At 35.7% G+C, this 21282-nt stretch carries 16 protein-coding genes; 11 read left to right on the top strand and 5 right to left on the bottom strand.

Going from position 1 to position 21282, the window contains the following annotated elements; translation table 11 throughout:
* Positions 1–23: 23 nt before the first annotated feature.
* The gene (locus J7K39_02400) at positions 24–1142 is read left to right on the top strand and encodes a glycosyltransferase (GenBank protein ID MCD6178731.1); all 1119 of its coding nucleotides are present in this window, start codon (positions 24–26) and stop codon (positions 1140–1142) included.
* Positions 1143–1247: 105 nt separating this feature from the next.
* Here the strand turns inward: J7K39_02400 and mfd are convergent, their stop codons facing one another.
* Positions 1248–4619, bottom strand: a complete 3372-nt coding sequence (gene mfd / locus J7K39_02395; GenBank protein ID MCD6178730.1) for a transcription-repair coupling factor — start codon at positions 4617–4619, stop codon at positions 1248–1250.
* Between the two features lie 509 nt (positions 4620–5128).
* On the opposite strand from mfd, the gene accC reads away from it, so the two are divergent.
* From accC to J7K39_02360, 7 genes are all read left to right on the top strand, one after another.
* On the top strand, positions 5129–6637 hold the full coding sequence (gene accC / locus J7K39_02390) for an acetyl-CoA carboxylase biotin carboxylase subunit (GenBank protein MCD6178729.1): 1509 nt from the start codon (positions 5129–5131) through the stop codon (positions 6635–6637).
* A 14-nt stretch (positions 6638–6651) separates the two neighbouring features.
* Complete coding sequence (locus tag J7K39_02385) at positions 6652–7167, top strand: acetyl-CoA carboxylase biotin carboxyl carrier protein subunit (GenBank protein ID MCD6178728.1); 516 nt, start codon at positions 6652–6654, stop codon at positions 7165–7167.
* A 14-nt stretch (positions 7168–7181) separates the two neighbouring features.
* Positions 7182–8723, top strand: coding sequence for an acyl-CoA carboxylase subunit beta (locus J7K39_02380; GenBank protein ID MCD6178727.1), 1542 nt, complete (start codon positions 7182–7184; stop codon positions 8721–8723).
* Positions 8724–8881: 158 nt separating this feature from the next.
* Entirely contained in the window at positions 8882–9577 is a 696-nt protein-coding gene (locus J7K39_02375) for a tetratricopeptide repeat protein (protein ID MCD6178726.1), read from the top strand.
* An 86-nt stretch (positions 9578–9663) separates the two neighbouring features.
* Positions 9664–10641 carry a methionyl-tRNA formyltransferase gene (fmt, locus tag J7K39_02370; protein MCD6178725.1) on the top strand — a complete coding sequence of 326 codons (978 nt, stop codon included), beginning with the start codon at positions 9664–9666 and terminating at the stop codon, positions 10639–10641.
* 142 nt (positions 10642–10783) lie between these two features.
* On the top strand, positions 10784–11056 hold the full coding sequence (locus J7K39_02365; protein ID MCD6178724.1) for an HU family DNA-binding protein: 273 nt from the start codon (positions 10784–10786) through the stop codon (positions 11054–11056).
* 116 nt (positions 11057–11172) lie between these two features.
* Complete coding sequence (locus J7K39_02360) at positions 11173–11313, top strand: hypothetical protein (protein MCD6178723.1); 141 nt, start codon at positions 11173–11175, stop codon at positions 11311–11313.
* Positions 11314–11319: 6 nt separating this feature from the next.
* Here J7K39_02360 and J7K39_02355 read toward each other — a convergent pair whose 3' ends face one another.
* Positions 11320–13233: a RecQ family ATP-dependent DNA helicase gene (locus J7K39_02355; GenBank protein MCD6178722.1), complete on the bottom strand. Its 1914-nt coding sequence runs from the start codon at positions 13231–13233 to the stop codon at positions 11320–11322.
* An 83-nt stretch (positions 13234–13316) separates the two neighbouring features.
* On the bottom strand, positions 13317–14120 hold the full coding sequence (locus J7K39_02350; protein ID MCD6178721.1) for a LexA family transcriptional regulator: 804 nt from the start codon (positions 14118–14120) through the stop codon (positions 13317–13319).
* 323 nt (positions 14121–14443) lie between these two features.
* Here J7K39_02350 and dinB point away from each other — a divergent pair, with 323 nt between their 5' ends.
* Positions 14444–15646, top strand: a complete 1203-nt coding sequence (gene dinB, locus J7K39_02345) for a DNA polymerase IV (protein ID MCD6178720.1) — start codon at positions 14444–14446, stop codon at positions 15644–15646.
* 173 nt (positions 15647–15819) lie between these two features.
* Here the strand turns inward: dinB and J7K39_02340 are convergent, their stop codons facing one another.
* Together J7K39_02340 and J7K39_02335 are read right to left on the bottom strand one after the other, a co-directional pair.
* On the bottom strand, positions 15820–17562 hold the full coding sequence (locus tag J7K39_02340) for a hypothetical protein (GenBank protein MCD6178719.1): 1743 nt from the start codon (positions 17560–17562) through the stop codon (positions 15820–15822).
* Between the two features lie 34 nt (positions 17563–17596).
* Positions 17597–19606 carry a hypothetical protein gene (locus J7K39_02335; protein MCD6178718.1) on the bottom strand — a complete coding sequence of 670 codons (2010 nt, stop codon included), beginning with the start codon at positions 19604–19606 and terminating at the stop codon, positions 17597–17599.
* A gap of 139 nt (positions 19607–19745) precedes the next feature.
* Here J7K39_02335 and J7K39_02330 point away from each other — a divergent pair, with 139 nt between their 5' ends.
* Together J7K39_02330 and gcvT are read left to right on the top strand one after the other, a co-directional pair.
* Positions 19746–19934, top strand: coding sequence for a hypothetical protein (locus J7K39_02330; protein MCD6178717.1), 189 nt, complete (start codon positions 19746–19748; stop codon positions 19932–19934).
* 221 nt (positions 19935–20155) lie between these two features.
* Positions 20156–21259: a glycine cleavage system aminomethyltransferase GcvT gene (gcvT, locus tag J7K39_02325; GenBank protein MCD6178716.1), complete on the top strand. Its 1104-nt coding sequence runs from the start codon at positions 20156–20158 to the stop codon at positions 21257–21259.
* Positions 21260–21282: the final 23 nt, after the last annotated feature.

The raw sequence follows: 21282 nt of genomic DNA, 5'->3' as shown, positions 1-21282 counted from the left end.
TTTGCTTATACAAGCAGCCAAAGATGTCTAAGAAGATTCTCGTAAGTGTTACCAATGAATTAGTATCCGATCAAAGGGTGCATCGCACGTGCCTTACCTTACAAAAAGCAGGATACGAAGTTAAGCTTATTGGAAGACAATATAAAAATAGTCCGAAATTATTACCAAGACCATATTCGTGCAAAAGAATGCAGTTGTTTTTTAAAAAAGGACCTTTTTTTTATGCGGAATACAATCTACGCTTATTCTTCCTTTTACTTTTTAGCAAAGCCGATGTTTTATTTTCTAACGATTTAGATACCTTGCTTCCCAATTACCTAGTTTCAAGACTAAAACATCAGAAGCTAATCTACGATTCGCACGAATTGTTTACCGAGCTCCCCGAACTGATTGGAAGACCGATAGTCAAATGGATTTGGACAAAACTGGAAAGCTTTCTCTTTCCTAAACTCCAAAATATAATTACGGTAAATAAATCTATTGCAGATATTTATAAAGAGAAATACGGAAAAGAAATACAAGTCATTCGGAATATTCCACTCCCAATTAAGTTAGATACAAAAGTTACCAAAGAGGATTTGGGATTCCAAAAAGACGATTTCCTTATTATTTTTCAAGGTGCAGGCATCAATATGCACAGAGGTGCCGAAGAAGCTCTTGAAGCAATGAAATATGTTTTCGGAGCCAAACTCCTAATCATTGGCGGAGGCGATGTTTTTGAGAATTTAAAGCGCAAAAGAATTGAATTCAAACTGGAAGATAAAGTTCATATTATTGATAAACTTCCATATCAAGAATTAATGCAATATACATTTATTGCCAATTTAGGACTGAGCTTAGATAAAGACACAAATCTAAATTATCGCTACAGCTTACCAAATAAGGTTTTCGATTATATTCATTCCAATACACCAATCCTTGTTTCTCGCTTACCCGAACTCTTAAATATTATTGAGACTTACAAAATTGGTGGTCGGGTTAGAAATATCAGACCACAATGCATTGCAGATAAAATCAATGCAGTAATTAAAAACCCTGCTTTTATCACAGAGTGGAAAGAAAACTTGATAAAAGCCCAAAAAGAGCTTAATTGGAATTTGGAGGAAGAGAAATATTTGAGGTTTCTGAGTCAAATCAAATAAGCTGTTTTTTATGATCTCTTTGTGTCTTAGTGCCTCCGTGGTTTTTTTTATTTCACCACTAAATCACAGAGACACAAAGTCATTATTACAATCAACGATAAAAAACTACATCTCCAAAGCCTCTTTCAAACCTTGAAGTTTTTCCAAAGCCTGTTTTACCGAATAAATATCAGAAAAACGCAGACTAAGTTTTTGATTCTTTTCGCGCAATACACAACATCCCGGATGGCTTTGAATATGCCCTAGCACTTGTGCAAATAAAGGCGAAGAATAAAACTTACTTTCCTGATTACTTACAAAAAAGGCATACATATTATTACCTTTCAAACGGATACTTTCCATTGCTAAAGATTTTCCAATCCAGCGCAAGCGAACAGAATCAATAAGCTCTAAAACAGCTTTTGGTAATTTTCCAAAACGGTCTTCCAAACCAATAGCATAAAACTGAAGTGCTTCTTCCTCTTTTATCTGTGTCATTTCTTTGTACAGACTGAGTCGCTCTGCCACTTGCTCAATATAATCGTCAGGAATAAGAATTTCTAAATCGGTTTCCAGCTTACACTCACTTACAAAATCGCGTGGTTTTTCATCTTTATAGAGCTCTTTATACTCGGTTTCTTTTAATTCCTGCAAGGCTTCATCCAAAATTTTGTGATACATCTCAAAACCAATATCAGAGATAAACCCACTTTGTTCGCCACCTAAAATATTTCCAGCACCACGAATATCCAAATCGCGCATAGCGATATTAAAACCACTTCCTAAACTCGAGAACTCCTCAATAGCTTGCAAACGCTTTCTTGCATCATCAGTTAAAGCAATTAATGGTGGAGCCAAAAGATAGCAGAAAGCTTTTTTATTGGAGCGCCCTACCCTGCCCCTAAGCTGATGCAACTCGCTTAAGCCATAATGATGCGCTTCATTAATGATAATGGTATTTACATTGGAAATATCTAAACCCGATTCAACAATTTTTGTTGCTAAAAGCACATCATAATCGCCTTCCATAAAGCCCATCATCACTTTTTCCAGCTTCCTGCCTTCCATCTGACCGTGAGCAATTCCAATTTTGACATCGGGAACATAGCGCTGAAGAAGACCTGCAACTTCCTGAATATTCTGCACACGATTATGCACAAAAAATACTTGTCCACGTCGTGAGACTTCATACATAATCACATCACGAATCAATTCCTCATTAAAAGAAGTTAACTCCGTTAAAACAGGTTGGCGGTTTGGTGGAGGTGTATTGATAATGGATAAGTCTCTGGCTCCCATTAATGAGAACTGCAAAGTCCTGGGAATTGGTGTTGCCGAGAGCATCAAAGTATCCACATTCACTTTAAATTGCTTCAATTTTTCTTTAATAGCTACACCAAATTTCTGCTCCTCATCTACAATCAAAAGACCTAAATCCTTAAACGTAACATCTTTGCTTACCAGTTTATGAGTACCTATCAGAATATCAACTTTACCCTCTTTCAAATCGTTTAAAATGATATTTACATCTTTTGTAGAGCGGAAGCGACTGATATATTCTACACGTGCAGGGAAATCTGCCAAACGCTCCGAAAAGGTTTTAAAATGCTGATAAGCCAAGATGGTTGTTGGAACTAAAATAGCGACTTGCTTGCTGTCGGCTACCGCTTTAAAAGCAGCACGAATAGCAATTTCTGTTTTCCCAAAGCCAACATCACCACAAACCAAACGATCCATAGGATGCAGTTTTTCCATATCCGCTTTTACATCATTTGTTGCTTTCAACTGATCGGGCGTATCCTCATAAATAAAAGAAGCCTCAAGCTCTGTTTGCAAATAGGTATCGGGCGTAAACTCATAGCCAGCTTTGGTTTTCCGCTCGGCATACAACTTGATTAAATCTTTGGCAATATCTTTTACCCGTGATTTGGTTTTAGCTTTAAGCTTATTCCAAGCAGGCGATCCAATCTTATTTATTTTTGGCGTAGTTCCGTCTTTTCCACTGTATTTTGATATCCTATGCAAAGAATGAATATTCACATAAAGCAAGTCTTCATTGGCATAAATTAAGCGGATAACTTCCTGCTCTTTTCCATCGTTTACAATCTTTTGCAAACCATCATAACGACCAATACCGTGATCTACATGAGTAACAAAATCACCTTTCTGTAGATTGTATATTTCTTTAAGTGTAAAAGCTTCTTTGCCACCAAAGCGTTCGCGAATTTTAAACCTACGATAACGGTCAAAAATTTGATGATCGGTATAGCAAACGACTTTTAACTGATGATCGATAAAACCATTTTGCAATGAAATATGCAGACCTTCAAATAATTTCACCTCCGTATTTTCAGGACATAATCCCGAATCGGTAAAAATCTGCTGCAATCGCTTCAATTGCTTTTCAGACTCAGCCAGTATCAAATTCTGATACCCTTTTTGTTTATACTCCTTGAGGTTCTCTGCTAAAAGGTCAAACTGCTTATTAAAATGGGGCTGTGGCTCAATCTCAAAATTTATTTCAGGAGCAGAAATTTTATGCGTAGTTGAACCCAGTTGAAAAACTGTAAAGCGCTCCAGCTTAGCTAAGAAACCCGACTTATCAAGATAAAGTTCTTCAGGTTTAAGGTGCTTTATAGGACTATCTATCGTCTGATAATTCTGTTCTGCTTTTTTGAAGCTGTCGGCAAAACTATCGGCTAGCAATTCCTTTTTCTCCAACCAAATACTAGTTGATTTGGGAAATAAATCAAAAATAGCAGCACGAGTTTCTATCAAGTCGTAATCCAATACATTGGGCATTAACTTAATACTGCTGTGCTTCCGTTTACTCAATTGTGATTCGGGATCAAACTCACGAATAGATTCCAATTCATCACCAAAAAACTCTAATCGGTAAGGAAGCTCATTGGAATAGGCATAGATATCAATCAAGCCTCCACGCAGAGCAAATTCGCCTGGCTCCACTACAAAATCAACACGATTAAATTTATAAGAAACTAGCTCTTCAATTAAATTATCTATTTCATATTCTCGCCCAACTCTAAATTGAAAGGTCTTGCTTTTCAGATGTTTTTTATCACTCACTTTTTCGGCCAGAGCTTCAGGAAATGAAACCAAAATAAAACGCTTCGAGGAGTTTGCGAGTCGTAGAAAAACTTCTGCACGCGTAAGCACATTGGCATTATCGGTATGCTCAAGATCGTAAGGTCTTTTGTAACTGGCAGGAAAAAATAAAACATTTTTCTTATCGGCCGGAAGGCCCGCATCACTTAACAGGTTCTCTAAATCGTTATAAGCATAGGCTGCCTGCTCCTTATCAGGAAGAATAAAAAGCATCGATTGACCTGATTCCACAAACAAAGCGGAGGCATATAAAGATGTTGCCGAGGTGTACAAACCCGACAAATGCGTGTTTTCCTGTTTTTCCAGAGCTTGAGAAAGTTCAAGAAAAAGCGGACTTGTTTTTATAGTTTGAAATATATCAGGAGTTTTCAAAGTCTTTAATTTGTTGCGCAAAAGTAAAAATTCTATTCACGCGAAAAAACAACATTTTATTTCTATTTTTGATATTAAGCTTAATCAACATCTTTAAATTAAAAAAACACAGAATGAAAAAACATACTTCGCCAGTAATAATTAAAAATGATAAATTTCTCTCTTCAATGAGTATGGAAAAAGATAATCTCATAAATAATAAACAAAATAAATAAACTTGAAGAAAACAATTAAAACCTAGTAGCAAAAACACTGAGACCAAAACTATACTTTCCCAAACATTATGACAACCATTAATTTAGAACTACACTTTTGAAAAACAGACTAAAAAATGCTTTTAGACTATTTTCTGAAAATTTCTAAAAATATTTAAATAATAATCCTATTTTAAAATAATCTATATATTTACCAGCTGAAAATAAGGCCTAAAACTATTGATCTAATTGGCAATCAGAAGGTTGTCCCAATTACTTGATATATAAAAACGAAAACATAAAATTAAGAAGTTTATGATTCAAAAAATACTTATTGCCAATCGAGGAGAGATTGCCATTCGTGTAATGCGTAGCTGCCGTGAAATGGGAATTAAATCGGTAGCCGTTTATTCAGATGCCGACCGAAGCTCAATGCACGTACGCTATGCCGATGAGGCTTACCACATTGGACCCTCACCATCTAACGAAAGTTATTTGGTTATTGATAAAATTATTGATGCAGCCAAAAAATCTGGTGCTGATGCTATTCATCCCGGTTATGGTTTTTTATCGGAAAATGCAGAATTCTCTGACCGATGTAAAAAAGAAGGGATTGAATTTATTGGTCCTGATTCATATGCCATCAATACAATGGGTGATAAAATCACCGCACGTAAAAATATGATTGCAGCAGGTGTCCCTGTCGTTCCAGGAACTACAGAGCCTATTCTTGATGAGGACAAAGCCATTCAGACTATTCACGAAATTGGACTTCCTGTAATGATTAAAGCCTCTGCCGGTGGTGGAGGAAAAGGAATGCGTTTAGTAAAAGATGAGGCAGAAATACTAAATGCAATCCGTGGAGCTCGTTCAGAAGCTTTAAATGCTTTTGGTAACGACGCTGTTTATATTGAGAAATATATCGATTCTCCTCACCATATCGAATTTCAAATTTTAGCCGATAAACATGGCAATGCAGTACATCTTTTCGAGCGCGAATGCTCTGTACAGCGTCGTCATCAAAAAGTAGTAGAAGAAACACCATCCCCACTTATGACTCCCAAAGTTCGTGCAGAAATGGGAAGACATGCTGTTATGGCAGCTAAAGCGGTGAATTATTCCGGTGCCGGAACTATTGAATTTATTATGGGAGATGATTTAAACTATTATTTCTTAGAGATGAATACACGCTTGCAAGTTGAACATCCCATAACCGAAAGTGTGGTGGGCATAGATTTGGTTAAGCAACAAATAAATATCTCGAACGGACTAAAACTAAGTTTTAAACAAGAAGATCTTTCGCAAAGCGGACACGCTATTGAGTGTCGTATTTATGCTGAGGACGCTGAAAATAATTTTATGCCAAGTCCGGGTGTAATAAAGCATTTTAACGAACCATTAGGACTGGGAATTCGTCACGATGGATACGTATACAGCGGTTATGAGATTCCAATATTTTATGATCCAATGATTTCTAAATTAATAGTCTGGGGCGAAACACGTCAAGATGCCATTGACCGAATGAAAAGCGCTTTATACAATTACAAAATTACAGGTATCAAAACTTCTATTCAATTCTTGGAGCGCATAATGAATACACCAGCATTTGTAGAAGGAAAATACAATACGCATTTTATTCAGGAAAATGAAGATTTCTTATTTACACCTAAGGCAAGCACAATAGAATGCGAAGAATTAGCTATGGCTACTGCCTTTGTCAATTATTTGGATAAATTAGAGGAAACAAACCTACATTCCACTACCGAAAACGGCAATAATCCGTGGAAAAGTTTTGGACGTAAAAAAAATGTTACACGCTTATAAATCAATCTTTACCAATGAATAAAACATTAGATATTAAAATTGGAGAACGTATTGCAACTTTAGAATTAATAGGTCGCAACAACAATATTGTAAAGGTTAAGGTTGATGATAATTTATACACCTTGGATATGCTGGAAGTTGAAAATGGAGTTTACAGCATACTAAAAGATGGTATCTCACACAATCTCGAACTTCTACAAAAAACAAATGCAAAACAATACGAAGTACATACACATAATGAGTCTTTCGATATTGAAATTATTGATGCCGAAACTAAATACTTAATGAGTAGAGGTGCTTCCGACGATGATGATGGAGGAAATTCCATTTCCAGTCCAATGCCTGGAAAAATAGTCAAAATTCTTGTTAATGTTGGCGATGAAGTTAAAGAAGGAACAACTGTTATTATTGTTGAAGCCATGAAAATGCAAAGCGAATACAAGGTGAAAACCGATCGCACAATCGTGGATATTTTAGTTAAAGAAGGTGATGCCATAAATGGTAACCAACCTCTTGTTATTGTTGAATAAAACACATTTTAGATATGTCTACTATAGAAGAAAAACACAATCTATTTGAAGAAAAGAATAAAACTGCCGAATTAGGTGGTGGTCAAGCACGTATAGACAAACAGCATGCCGCTGGTAGAAAAACCGCTCGTGAAAGAATTGAGCTTTTACTCGATCCGGGTACTTTTGTCGAACTCGATAAATTTGTTACCCACAGAACCACAGATTTTGGAATGGATAAAAGCAAATTCCTTGGCGATGGTGTGGTTAGCGGCTATGGTAAAATCGATGGTCGTTTGATGTATGTCTTTGCTCAAGACTTTACCGTTTTCGGTGGATCTTTAAGTAGAGCCAATGCCGATAAAATTATTAAAGTAATGGATTTGGCTATGAAAATGGGGGCTCCTGTTATTGGTCTTAACGATTCGGGTGGAGCTCGTATTCAGGAAGGCGTTGAAAGCTTGGCAGGTTATGCCGACATTTTTTACCGCAATGTAATGAGTTCGGGGGTTATTCCTCAAATCTCAGCTGTACTTGGACCTTGTGCCGGTGGCGCGGTCTACTCTCCTGCCATTACCGATTTTATTATGATGGTAAAAGAAAGCAGTTATATGTTTGTGACTGGACCAGATGTAATCAAAACGGTTACTCACGAAGAAGTTACGAAAGAAGAATTGGGTGGAGCGATGACGCATAATGCCAAAAGTGGAGTAGCACATCTAACGGCTGATGATGATGAACAAGCCATGATGATGCTTCGCGAGTTGATGAGCTTCTTACCATCGAATAATATGGAAGATCCTCCAGTAAAAACCAGTACGGATGATGTTAATCGTGAAGACAAAAAACTAAACGATCTTATTCCTGCCGATCCTAACAAGCCTTACGACATGAAAGAATTAATTCTTTCTGTTATCGACGATAAGCATTTCTTTGAGATTATGCCACATTATGCACAGAATATGATTATTGGTTTTGCGCGTATGGCAGGAAAGCCTATTGGTATTGTGGCTAATCAGCCCGCATTTTTAGCTGGTGTTCTAGACATTGATGCTTCTACAAAAGCGGCTCGTTTTGTACGTTTCTGCGATGCTTTTAACATCCCTTTGGTTACTCTTGAAGATGTTCCCGGTTTCTTGCCCGGTACAGCGCAAGAATTTGGTGGCATTATTAAACACGGTGCTAAATTACTTTATGCATTTGCTGAAGCCACCGTTCCCAAGATCACACTTATTACACGCAAAGCCTATGGTGGAGCTTACGATGTGATGTCGAGCAAGCATATTGGTACCGATATTAACTTTGCTTATCCAACAGCAGAAATTGCAGTAATGGGATCCGCTGGTGCGGTTAATATTATTCATCGTGCTAAATTAGGTGATCCAGAATTTATCGCTGAAGCTGTTGAAGACTACAAAAACAATTTTGCAAGTCCGTATAAAGCAGCTCAAATGGGATATATAGATGAGATTATTTATCCGAAGGATACCCGTAGGAAGATTATTCAAGCTTTAGAAATGACACAGAACAAAGCAAAAAGCAATCCTGCCAAAAAGCATGGAAATATTCCATTATAAAAATTTTGAACAGATTAAAATAAAAGCCTGAAACAAAATGTGTTTTCAGGCTTTTGTGTCCATATAAGTATTTGTTTAAAACTTTGACATAAATTCAAGTCAAATTATGGGAAAATTGCGAAAAAGATTTACTTTTGCAGACTAAAAATTGAACTAAAATGGTTAAGAATAAGAATACCAAAGATGTTACAGAAGAAAGACTTGAAGCAGTTGAAGAGGCTTTAACAAAAACTGAGGTGATTATTGAGAAATATCAAAAAAGTATTTTAACAGGAATTGCTGTTATCATTATTATCGTTTTGGGTTATTTCTCATTTCAAAAATATTATCTTGAACCAATAGAAAAAGAAGCTGCCGAACAAATGTGGATGGCTGAAAAATACTTCGGTATGGACAGCTTACAAATGGCTTTAAATGGTGATGGAAATTACTATGGCTTTTTAGATATTATAGATGAGTACGGTATAAGCAAATCGGCCAACTTAGCTAATTATTATGCCGGTGTTTGCTATCTACGTCTTGGTCAATACGAAAATGCTATTGACTATTTGGGAAAATTCAGCTCCGACGATCAAGTATTAGCTCCAATGGCTTTGGGTGCTATTGGCGATGCGTATATGGAATTAGGCGAAACCGGGAAAGCTGCCGGTTACTATATTGATGCTGCAAATAAAGAAGATAATGCTTTCACGGCTCCTGTTTTTATTCAAAAAGCCGCTTGGGCATACGAACTACAAGAAGACTACAATAAAGCACTCCAACTACAAAAACGAGTAAAAACCGATTTTCCTAATAGTACTCAAGGACGTGAAGCCGAAAAATATATAGCCCTGCTAAAAGCCAAATTAAAATAAGCTATTGCAAAACTTTTAAAAAAATACCTGAATTTAAATTCAGGTATTTTTTTTTTGAAATAATTTATACCTTTGAAAGTAAATAAATGAGTATGCGAATAGTATTTATGGGAACTCCCGAATTTGCAGTAACAGCTTTGCAAAAGTTAGTTGAAAACAACTATAAAGTGGTAGGTGTAATAACCGCCCCGGATAAAGTTGCTGGTAGAGGAAAGAAAATCAGAATGTCAGCTGTAAAAGAATATGCTTTAACTCAGAACTTAACACTCTTACAACCTACTAATCTGAAGAATCCCGAATTTATTGAAGAACTCCGTAATCTTAAGGCAGATATTCAAATTGTAGTTGCCTTTAGAATGCTCCCTGAAGTTGTTTGGAATATGCCTCCACAAGGAACCTTCAATTTACATGCATCACTCCTACCTCAATATAGAGGTGCAGCGCCTATTAACCATGTTTTAATAAATGGAGAAACAGAAACAGGCGTAACAACTTTCTTTTTAGATAAAGAAATTGATACAGGCAAGATTATAATGCAAGAAAAATGCACTATAAGCTCCACCGATAATGCAGGAAGCTTACACGACAAACTTATGTTTTTAGGAGCAGATGTTATTATTGAAACTTTAAAAGCAGTTGAATCGGGCACAGTATCAGTTATTCCTCAAAGCCAATTAATAGTTTCACCAGCCTCTTTGAAACCAGCACCTAAAATATACAAACAAGATTGTGAATTAAATTGGAATCTCGATAGTACAGTCATTTTAAACAAAATTAGAGGCTTAAGTCCATATCCGGCAGCCTATAGTTATTTACAAACCGAAAAGAATCAAAAGAACTATTATCTGAAAATATTTAATGCAGAAATTATAGAAAGGGAATACCCAGAATCAAAGCCGGGAACAATTTTCACCGATTCCAAGACTTACTTTCATATTATAACTGCTAATGGTATAATTTCTCTCGATGAGATTCAGCTCGAAGGTAAAAAAAGGATGTCTGTTGTTAATTTTCTTCGTGGATTTAATTTAACTCCAGCTTGCAGCTTTAAAACCCTTATCTAGCCTATATTTCGTAGAGTTTTCAACTTTTTTAAGGCTTTATTAACAAAATAGCCTCTTTTTTGCTGAAACACTTGTTTTTCTTACATTATCCGTTATATTTGCAATAGTGAAAATCAAATGTGTTAATTAAAATCTTTTAAAAATGAACAAAGCTGAATTAATTGAAGCCATGGCTAGCGAATCTGGCTTGACTAAAGCTGATGCTAAAAAAGCATTAGACGCATTTATAAAATCAACTACGGGAGCCCTTAAAGATGGCGGTCGTGTTGCATTAGTTGGATTTGGTTCTTTTTCTGTAGCAACCAGATCAGCCAGAAAAGGTAGAAATCCTCAAACAGGTGCCGAAATCAAAATTGCTGCTAAAAAAGTAATTAAATTTAAGCCAGGCAACGAACTAGCTGGTAGCGTAAAATAATTTACGCTAAAGAAATAAAAAAAGCCCTAATTCCGAGAGCTCTCGGAATAGGGCTTTTTTTAAGGGAACCTTTCTATATTTTTACCGTACAAGGTCTTGAAAAACATAAATTATAAATGGAAACACCAAACAACAAAGCTTGGAGTTTAAAAAATGTTATCATTGTACTATTTACAATAGAACAACTTCTTATCATCTATATTATTGCTTCAAAGAAGGGGATTGCTCTTATCGACTGGTTTAGTAATCTTTTCTAAAATCAACTAATCCTTTGCCTGATTCCAATACAAACGATGCTGACTGTCTTCTCGTATTTTATTATTATCACGTAACCAAGAAACTGCTGCTAACAAATTTTCTATATCTTCTCCGGAAGTTTCAAATATTAGCTCATCTAAAGTTAAATTTCTTACAGATAATATAGGCTTGATAATCTCAACAGCATTATCAAACTCCAGCTCACTCAATGCTGCATTATTTCTTCGCAAACAAACATCACATTTACCACAACGAGTACCAATGTCTTCGCCAAAATATGCTAACAATAACTGATTCCGACATTTATTGGTAGTCGTTGTATAATCAATAACCGTCTTTACTCTATTCTTTGCAACTGCTCGCCTATTTTTATATATTTCCGGCGAAATCCTCAAATCACTCAAAGGCAAACGCTCTGTGAGATATGTAATTTGCGGTTTCGTTTTCTCAGGATAATAATTAATCACCTCCAATTTATGTAAGGATTCTAAAATTAAATGAATCTGCTTAGCCTCCGATTTAAAAGCTTTAGCTATCTGCAAAAGACTAATACGAACCGGACTATCAAAAAGCCCACTATAAGTACGCAATAAAAATTTGATAAAAATATCGTATCGACCATTGGCTACCTGAAATTTATATAAATCGTTACCATTTAAACGAAACTGAATTTTAGTAGGCGAATGAATACCTTCATTTAACGTTATATACGCTTGCCTTTCCAAAAATTTTAATGCATTATATGTCACCTTCGGTTGAAAATTATAGTTTCGAGAAAAATCGGACAAATCGAAATCAAATTGTTCTCCTTTCCCTGAGCCTACGGCAAGACGGTAATAATTACCCAATGCCTGATAAGTATTTTTAATAGCCTCTATTGGAGGATAGCTCAATTCAAAATTCTTTTTTAAATCGGAAATATCTGCTTTTTCCCAAAGAAGTACAGCAAAGGCTTTTTGCTGATCACGACCTGCACGACCTGCTTCTTGAAAATAAGATTCAAGATTATCGGGTAAATCCATATGCACAACAAAACGCACATTGGGTTTATCAATACCCATTCCAAAAGCATTAGTAGCTACCATAATTCTTATTTCGCCCTGCATCCAGTCAGCTTGTCGCCTATCCCGCTCGGAGCTATTTAAGCCCGCATGATAGTGAGTGGCACTAATACTATTCTTAACCAGAAAAGTAGCAATCTCAGCCGTTTTACGTCGACTTCTGACATAAACTATTCCACTACCCTTTTGTTTATTTATCATCCGCAAAAGAGTACCCATTTTATTCTCTTCAAAAGAAACAAAATACACCAAATTAGATCTGTTGAAAGATTCTCTGATTACATTTTGCTTTCTAAATTGTAACTTTTCCTGTATATCTTGAACAACATCAAAAGTTGCAGTAGCCGTTAAGGCTAATATTGGAACATTGGGTAAATATGTACGTAAATTACTTATATTCAAATAAGAAGGTCTAAAATCATAACCCCATTGAGAAATACAATGCGCTTCATCAACGGCAATTAAATTAATTTTTAGTTGAGGAATACGATTTATAAAATGCGGACTCGCAAGTCGTTCCGGCGAGAGATATAAGAATTTTGCATCCCCGTGTGTACACTGATTCCAAGCCACATCAATTTGATGAGCATTCATTCCGGAATAAATAACAACAGCTTCTATTTTTCGTTTTTTCAAGCTCCTTATCTGGTCTTTCATCAAAGCAATAAGAGGTGTTATTACTAAGCATAAGCCGTCCATTTTCAAAGCAGGAATTTGGTAAGTCATCGATTTTCCTCCACCTGTAGGAAGTAAAGCCAGAGTATCCTTTCCATCCAATACATTTTGGATAATCTCCTCCTGTTTCGGTCGGAAATTACTATATCCCCAATATTGAATAAGCAACTGTTTAATATCCATGACTAATCAACTTCTTTACTAAATGATAAACACCAATAATAGTACCAAATAACTGATTTAAAGTTACACTTTCTTTCTATAACCTACAAATTCAGTTTGATTTGCATTTGTTTTACTTCACGCCTAAGCGAATCTATACTCTGTACAATATCTTGTCGCATTTCATTAGCTTCAGGTATCTCGGAACTAATATAATTTACAAAACGCCAAACCTCCCTGATTTCGGTAACAAGCAAGTCATATGGTTCGTAAATACTGTTTAGCGAATGCAATCGGAACTTATTTTCTTTTTTGATCTTATTTTCAATCACCTTAAAAACAATACCATCATCGAGAGTTAAAATAATGTAAGCACCTTTGTCTTTAATGGTATTCCAGTTTTGCACATACTCTCCTGTAACATAGGCACCATCGGGAATTGGTAACATAGAATCGCCACTAATTTGAAAGGTTCTATATTTCTTTTGCTTCGATAAAAACGGTAGACGAAAAGTGGGCAATACTTTAATATATTCCGGATCGGCAAAGCCACTAGTGTATCCTGCTTTTGCTTTCTCGGCTACCAACTCTATATTCTCTTCATTATCATCACCAACAGTAGTTGTAAGTACTCGTAACTTACTCCCTTTTATGAATACATCGTAGCCACGTTCTAATTGGTTTATTTGACTTTCAGTTAGCTTGCTTAATTCTACCTTAATCAAAGTATCTATCGACACATTAAAATAATCTGAAAAAGCCACCAAAACCTGCATATTGGGATGTGCTACTTCATTTTCATAACCACTCAGAGTAGAGCGCTTCATTGTTAAACTCTGCGCTACTTCATCTTGTGTAAATTGCTTACGCTTACGAAGCATTTTTATATTCTGACTAAATATTGACATCTTTTTTGTTTTTAATCGATTTCCCTAATTTTCCTTTGTAATTTCCTTTAAATGCCCTTTATGATAAAACAATGTCTAAGCACGAAGAGTCGCACGAAGTACTGCACAAGAGTCACACAAAGCATATTTCAGCTTCCTTTCTTTTATTTATTTTCCTTTGTGAGTCTTTGTGAAATTCCTTGCTGTTTCCTTTGTGGTAAAAAATATCGAATCACAAAATTGAAATATTTCTTGCCCTTCTTTTTTAAATTGATTATATTGTAATCGCTATTTTGATTATATTTTAATCAAAAATACATTAAATTCTGAAAGAAAGCAAATTTATGTTTGACAGTAGAAAATACAGGAGTATTGCCCATTTCGACTTAGACTCTTTTTTCGTTTCGGTTGAGCGCCTGATAAACAGCAATCTGATTGGTTTACCCGTACTCATTGGCGGTTCTTCAGGTCGTGGTGTGGTGGCTAGTTGCAGCTATGAAGCCCGAAAATTTGGTATACATTCCGCTATGCCTATAAAACTAGCTCGCCGATTATGTAAAGAAGCTATTGTAGTTCGGGGCAATATGGAACTCTATAGTAAATATTCTCGTTTGGTAAGCGATATTATTGCCGACAGCGCTCCTATTTACGAGAAAGCAAGTATCGATGAACACTACCTTGATATTAGTGGAATGGATCGCTTCTTTGGCAGTTTTAAATGGGCGCAAGAACTACGTCAGCGAATTATAAAAGAAAGCGGATTACCAATTTCTTTTGGACTTTCAATAAACAAAACCGTAGCTAAAATAGCAACGGGAGAATCCAAACCTAATGGCGAGCTATACATCCCTTTTAACCGAGTAGAATCTTTTCTATCACCTCTTTCTATACGGAAAATACCTATGATCGGAGAGCAGACTTTTCAACGACTTTATTCTAAGGGAATATCTGATATTAAAAGCCTCCGTAGCTCATCTCCCGAAATGATTGAACATATTTTAGGCAAAAACGGTCTTATAATTTGGAAGAAGGCCAACGGTATTGATAATCGTCCTGTACGGAGCTATTACGAGCAAAAAAGTATCAGCAGCGAACGTACGTTTGAAGAAGACAGTAGCGATGTGAAAAAAATGCACAATATCATTATTGGAATGGTAGGTCATCTGATGTTTCAATTACGCAAACAGCAAAAACTAAGTGGTGTTATTAGTATAAAAATCCGTTATTCAAATTTCGAAACATATAATATGCAACAAAGTATTCCATACACTTCACTTGACCACATCGTAATCAAAACAGCTACGGAACTTTTCGACAAACTTTACCAACACGGTAGACTAATCCGGCTAATTGGAGTAAGAATCGGACAATTGATTCAAGGGAAACAGCAACTCAACTTATTTGATGATATTCCGGAACACATTGAGCTGTATCAGGCAATGGACACCATACGATTACGCTTTGGAAAGAATAGTATTTCAAGAGCTGTAAGTATTAAAACATCGGAAGAGAGAACTATAATTGAAAAAAAAAAAGAAACGGACTAAATAAAAGACAATTTATATTACTTTGTGATCCTTAGTGTAAACCTTCGTATGCCTTTGTGGTAAAAGATATTTAACCACTAAGTAACGCAAAGTTCGCACAAAGGAGCTCAAAGAAAAAGGGTCTAACTTTTACAGTCAAACCCCTATTCTTCAATAGTATTAAAATACTTATCTTACAATTTAATACTTTGCTTTACATTCCTCGCTTTGCGCGATTCGTAGCTAAATTCTACATTGCCTTTACCCTCAATAATAAAAGCATATTCTACCGTTGTATAACCTGGAACAGTAAGAAACTGAACTTCCGGTTTATACTCTTTAAACTGAATATCAGCAGTATATTTATTCTTTAATTTACCACCGGCAACCACTTTAGCATTACTAACTTTAAGCATATCTTGCGGATATAATTTAGTTTTCACTGCATGAGCAGTCATCGTAGAAATAGCATTAGAATTGCGTAAACGCACATAAACACGATTTAGATTTTTACCAATCTTTTCGGTTTTAAAAACCTCCATACTTACATCGGGAGTTTGAGATGCTGCATAAATTACAGCAGAAGCATTACGATGCACTAAATCGGGCAACATAAAAGTATGTGGCATACGAGAGCTGTATTTAATCCAACCTCCTATTTCAATATCGCCATAAACAGGATGTTTATAGGGAGTCCATTCCTTAAACAAGCTTCCATGCACTAAATGATCGTTAAATTTTAATAATTCACGCTCACGTTCAGTATTGATTCCACGACCAAATCCAGCCTCGGGAGCATCCTTCTTTTTATCAGTATTGTAAGTTTCCGAATCACGTTGGAACAACTCTCCAACAAAACCGAAAGCACCAAATGCTTCATAAGTAAAATCCGTAAAATCGCCATAAGTAGAATATAAATCTTTCCAAGAAATAAGATAACGATAACCGGGAACTATTTTTTCAGCATTTTTGCCTAAAACATCGTAAACAGCAATATCAGCTGCTAATAAAGGACCCGCATCTTTAGTACTAGGACCACGTAAATACATACCACCATTATTGTGAAAAGCGTAAACGATAATAATATTTTTACGTTCAGCAATATATTTGGCTAATGCTTTTAAACCAACTCCTTCAAAAGGGAAATCTCCGGCTCCACGTTGTACATAATTAGGTTGCCAATTAAAGCCCCAATTCCGGTTTGGATCAACATAACCTTCGGTATCTTCATTTATTCTACCGTCTCCATCATTATCAATACCTTCTTGTCCAAGCAATACGTAATCGCCTTTTTCTCCATCGCGAATACGCACCATAATTCTATGATCTTCAGCATCAAGCTTATAATTTCCACCTTCAACTTTTTTGCGCATCTGACAAATATTACCATCACCATCCAAATCGTCGTACATATCTTCATCGAACAAACCATCACGATCATCATCTTTAGGAATACGTAAAGAACGACTACTGTGCATTGTATTTCCGTCAGCCATAAAATGATAACGACCATCGACATTAACTACAGGAACAATATAAAATGCATTACGATTAACAATTTCCGTAATATCTTTTAATTGCCCATAATTTTTAAGTAAGTAATCGGCAAAATACAAGGCTACTTCTCCGGCTTGTATTTCGTTTCCATGAATATTCGCATCAACATAAACGCCTGGCTTTTCACTTGCTTTTCCTGTTTTGGGATTGTTTATTTCCAAAGCCCAAATATCACGCTGCTCATCGCTTTTACCAACCAAAACAGTTTTGGTTAAATTAGGATAAGCTATATTTAATGATTTTACCGCATCAACAATCTGAGCATAAGTATAATAATGATCGAAGCGCAAAGGCACTTCGGTTTTTTGAGCTGCTGCATTTCCTATAAATAAAGCAGAAAGCAGCAGAGATAAGAATATATTTTTATTTAAATTTTTCATTTCTAATTTTTTTGCTGTGATACAATTTTTTCTGCTATTTAGATAAAGTAACTTTCACTTTATCATTACCAGCAAATTTACTTTCCAATTTCAAAGAAACTTCTGCCCCTTTTTTTGCTTGAATTAAAAAAGAAAGCTTAACCGCCTTAAATCCTCCAACTTTATTTATTGGTGTTCGTGCCTTTCCATTTACAAGCTTCACATTTTCACCATCGATAAGGAGAATTGCCGGTGCAGGCCTATTATTACGAGAACCCATAGCCGTTGGAAAAGGTAAATAATTTTCATTTTGAACCCAAACATTCATTTTATAAATATTTGCTGAAATAGCTTCAATATCCGTCTTCAGAATACTTAAACGTGGAAGTTTTGCAGCTAACTCAAATACCCAAGGCATTTGTATGCTGATAAGTTTCTCGGATTCCTCAAAGCGAGGTGTTGATCTAACATAGGCTTTTTCGCCTCCAATTTCTACTGTTCCCAATGTTGGATGCTCAAATGAAGTCCAATTCACAAAGCCATCTCCGTTTAACACCTCTTTATCGTAGGCAATAAACGCTTTTGTCTTTTCGTTTAGCTCGTCTTCTTTCTCTTGCTTTGGCATTTGTTTCATCATCCCTACCATTTGAGCAGGAGCAACTTGACCGGCATTCATCATTTCTACTATTTTGGCAGCAGAAAAACGTTCTGGAGCATTATTTTCTTTTAGGAATAAAGCTATTTTCTCTTCACCAAGGGCAACAAAATCAGAGGCACTCATCTTTTCTACATCATCAAGGCTAACACCACTTCCTACTTTGTTCTTCTCTTTTTCTGCTTTTGGAAGTGTAAAGAAATTCATACTAAAAGTAGGAATCCCTAAATGGTAATACGACCACAACTCAAAAGAACCATCTTTTGCTCTTTCGGAAGCCATACGTTCTACATTAAAGCCTTTAGCTTTAAGATATTCTTTATACTGTTTACTTAGTTCTTTATAGAAGTTCAAATCTTCTGCTAAAGGATTTACAGCTGCTCCAAGCCCAAGAAATCCGGCTACCATTGCAGGTGTTAATTCCATTCCTTCGGGAATCATTGGCTGAGCCAACTCAATAACTTCATCCATTGTATAAGTACGATCAGGATCGGCACCAAATTGTTCTGCCATGCGTTTAGGAATTTTTATCTTGGTAAAATCTGCACTACCACGACGGCCACCTTGTGGTACTTGGATACAAAAATCGCTTGAACCAAAAGTAAAAGTTGCAGCAATTTCCGGATGTGCATAAATAAATTTCATCAAAGCATAAACTTCAGGCTCAGAGCCAGGCCAAACACCTCCAGTAGCGGTGTTTGCTTTAAATAAATGCGGAAAATTTATCCCGCTATTTATACCCCCTTTTGGATCTTCATTATAAACGCCATCACCATCATTATCAACACCTTCCGTATACAATTTATAAATTCCTTTTTCCCCTTTTGCTGTATTTGCTTTTCGCATAAAACGAGCATCTGCTTCTTCCGGAATCCACACTCCCATTGGATCTGCAACACGCATTTGACTGATAAAGCCATCACCATTTAAGTCATCAGGCCCATCTTCATCTATTGCATCGTCCATATCGTCGTTATGTGGGCGAGCATTACGTGTATTGTTCCACAAAGGATTTTCAAAATAATGATCTAAGGCATCTGCATTTAAAACAGGAACCAAATACCAAGTAAAACGCTCTAAATTTTTATCTTTTACCAATTCTTTGGCAAGTACAAGAGCTGCTTCTGTAGCGATTGGTACATTTCCTTCGGCATTAGCCATAATAAAAATAGCAGGCTTAAGCTTTTGTTTATTCTTCGTTTCCGTACCAAACTCATAAATACTGATTTGTTTTCCACTAAAAGTTTGTGCAAGTTTATGCACCTTAACTTTAGCAGAATTGGCTTGTGCAATGGCAATCAAACTTTGATTAGCCACTTTTGCAGTTTTGTATTTCTGCGCCTTCACTCCCACTATAAGCAAAAATAAAAAGCTTAACAAAACCACGATTTTCCTTGAAAAATGTTTCATTATTGGTTTTTTTATTGGTTAATATAAAATCAGTCAAAGCTATAAATAAATAAATTCAAAAAAAATGATAAATTCAATGTGCTGACACAATGAATTATGGAAAAAATGTATTAACTTCACGTTTTAAATTATTTTACCTATGAAAACAAAATTCTTTTTTAAAGAAACCGGTAATTTTCCGGAAAGAGCTTTCGAAGAACTTGAACTCGAATTAAACGAGTTTTTAGTAAATAGCCCAAATATAATTATTCACAGTATAGATCATTCTACATCAATAGAGAATAGCGAAGGTCACTTTATAGTGTCGGCAATGGTGCTTTACAGCTAATTATTTTTTCATATTTTTTCATAAAAACTTCTTTATCATTAGTTTAACAGGAGTTCTATTGCTATACTATTTTGACTCACTAAAAATAGTATTCTAATCAAATATCTTTCTTTAAAATAACATAAAGTGTGAAAAGAGTTTTGTACTTTTGTTCAGCTTTTAGGTGAACGTTAACACCCAAAAACTATCAAGTCAAATTATTGAATTTTAACCATTTACAAATGAAAACAACTGCATTTACACAAATTCATAAAAAACTTGGAGCCAAAATGGTTCCCTTTGCCGGTTTTGATATGCCTGTACAATATGAAGGATTACTGACTGAGCACAAAACAGTACGTAACGCCATAGGCGTTTTTGATGTTTCACATATGGGTGAATTCTGGGTAAAAAGCCCAAAAGCACTTGATTTTTTACAGCGTATCACATCCAATGATGTATCCGCTTTAATAGATGGGAAAGTCCAATATTCCTGTTTTCCCAACGGCAAAGGTGGAATTGTTGACGACCTATTAGTTTATAGATTTGCCAAAGATCATTACCTGCTTGTTGTTAATGCAGCAAATATTGATAAAGATTGGAATTGGTGCGTAGAGCAAGCCAAGGAATTTGATTTGAAAATTGGTGAAGAATTAATTAATGCCTCCGATGAAATAAGTCAACTGGCTATACAAGGACCAAAAGCATTAAAAGCAATGCAAAAACTTACTTCTGCTAATGTTATTGATATGGAATATTACACTTTCAAGCAAATAGAATTTGCAGGAATTAAAGATGTAATTTTCTCTACGACAGGTTATACCGGAGCCGGCGGTTGTGAAATCTATATTAAAAATAAAGATGCTCAAATTATTTGGGATAAAATTATGGAAGCAGGAGACGAATTTGGTATTAAACCTGTCGGTTTAGGTGCCAGAGACACACTCCGCTTAGAAATGGGATTCTGTTTGTATGGTAACGATATTGACGATACAACCTCTCCTATTGAAGCAGGATTAGGCTGGATTACCAAGTTTGCCGATGGCAAAAACTTTATCGATCGTGATATTATGGAAAAGCTAAAAGCTGATAAACCATCGCGCTATTTAAAAGCCTTTGAAATGATTGACAGAGGTATTCCGAGACAACATTATGCAATTTGCGATGCCGAAGGAAATACAATTGGAGAGGTAACATCCGGCACACAATCACCAATGTTAAATAAAGGTATCGGAATGGGTTATGTAAAAGCAGGATATCATAAATTAGGTACTGAGATTTATATTAAAGTCCGTAATAAACTTTTAAAAGCACAAATTGTAAAGCTGCCTTTTTATAAAGGATAAATATATTTTTAGAATACAGAACA

Source organism: Bacteroidales bacterium (assembly GCA_021157585.1).
In the GTDB taxonomy this organism is placed as follows: domain Bacteria; phylum Bacteroidota; class Bacteroidia; order Bacteroidales; family UBA12170; genus UBA12170.
This window is presented reverse-complemented; position numbering and strand designations above follow the sequence as displayed.

What these genes read in the sequence shown, in the direction of transcription:
- J7K39_02340 (MCD6178719.1), bottom strand. Translation starts at nt 17,562, where the DNA reads ATGAAAAATTTAAATAAAAATATATTCTTATCTCTGCTGCTTTCTGCT.
- J7K39_02385 (MCD6178728.1), top strand. Translation starts at nt 6,652, where the DNA reads ATGAATAAAACATTAGATATTAAAATTGGAGAACGTATTGCAACTTTA.
- J7K39_02355 (MCD6178722.1), bottom strand. Translation starts at nt 13,233, where the DNA reads ATGGATATTAAACAGTTGCTTATTCAATATTGGGGATATAGTAATTTC.
- dinB (MCD6178720.1), top strand. Translation starts at nt 14,444, where the DNA reads ATGTTTGACAGTAGAAAATACAGGAGTATTGCCCATTTCGACTTAGAC.
- fmt (MCD6178725.1), top strand. Translation starts at nt 9,664, where the DNA reads ATGAGTATGCGAATAGTATTTATGGGAACTCCCGAATTTGCAGTAACA.
- J7K39_02375 (MCD6178726.1), top strand. Translation starts at nt 8,882, where the DNA reads ATGGTTAAGAATAAGAATACCAAAGATGTTACAGAAGAAAGACTTGAA.
- accC (MCD6178729.1), top strand. Translation starts at nt 5,129, where the DNA reads ATGATTCAAAAAATACTTATTGCCAATCGAGGAGAGATTGCCATTCGT.
- J7K39_02400 (MCD6178731.1), top strand. Translation starts at nt 24, where the DNA reads ATGTCTAAGAAGATTCTCGTAAGTGTTACCAATGAATTAGTATCCGAT.
- J7K39_02365 (MCD6178724.1), top strand. Translation starts at nt 10,784, where the DNA reads ATGAACAAAGCTGAATTAATTGAAGCCATGGCTAGCGAATCTGGCTTG.
- J7K39_02350 (MCD6178721.1), bottom strand. Translation starts at nt 14,120, where the DNA reads ATGTCAATATTTAGTCAGAATATAAAAATGCTTCGTAAGCGTAAGCAA.
- J7K39_02360 (MCD6178723.1), top strand. Translation starts at nt 11,173, where the DNA reads ATGGAAACACCAAACAACAAAGCTTGGAGTTTAAAAAATGTTATCATT.
- gcvT (MCD6178716.1), top strand. Translation starts at nt 20,156, where the DNA reads ATGAAAACAACTGCATTTACACAAATTCATAAAAAACTTGGAGCCAAA.
- J7K39_02330 (MCD6178717.1), top strand. Translation starts at nt 19,746, where the DNA reads ATGAAAACAAAATTCTTTTTTAAAGAAACCGGTAATTTTCCGGAAAGA.
- J7K39_02380 (MCD6178727.1), top strand. Translation starts at nt 7,182, where the DNA reads ATGTCTACTATAGAAGAAAAACACAATCTATTTGAAGAAAAGAATAAA.
- J7K39_02335 (MCD6178718.1), bottom strand. Translation starts at nt 19,606, where the DNA reads ATGAAACATTTTTCAAGGAAAATCGTGGTTTTGTTAAGCTTTTTATTT.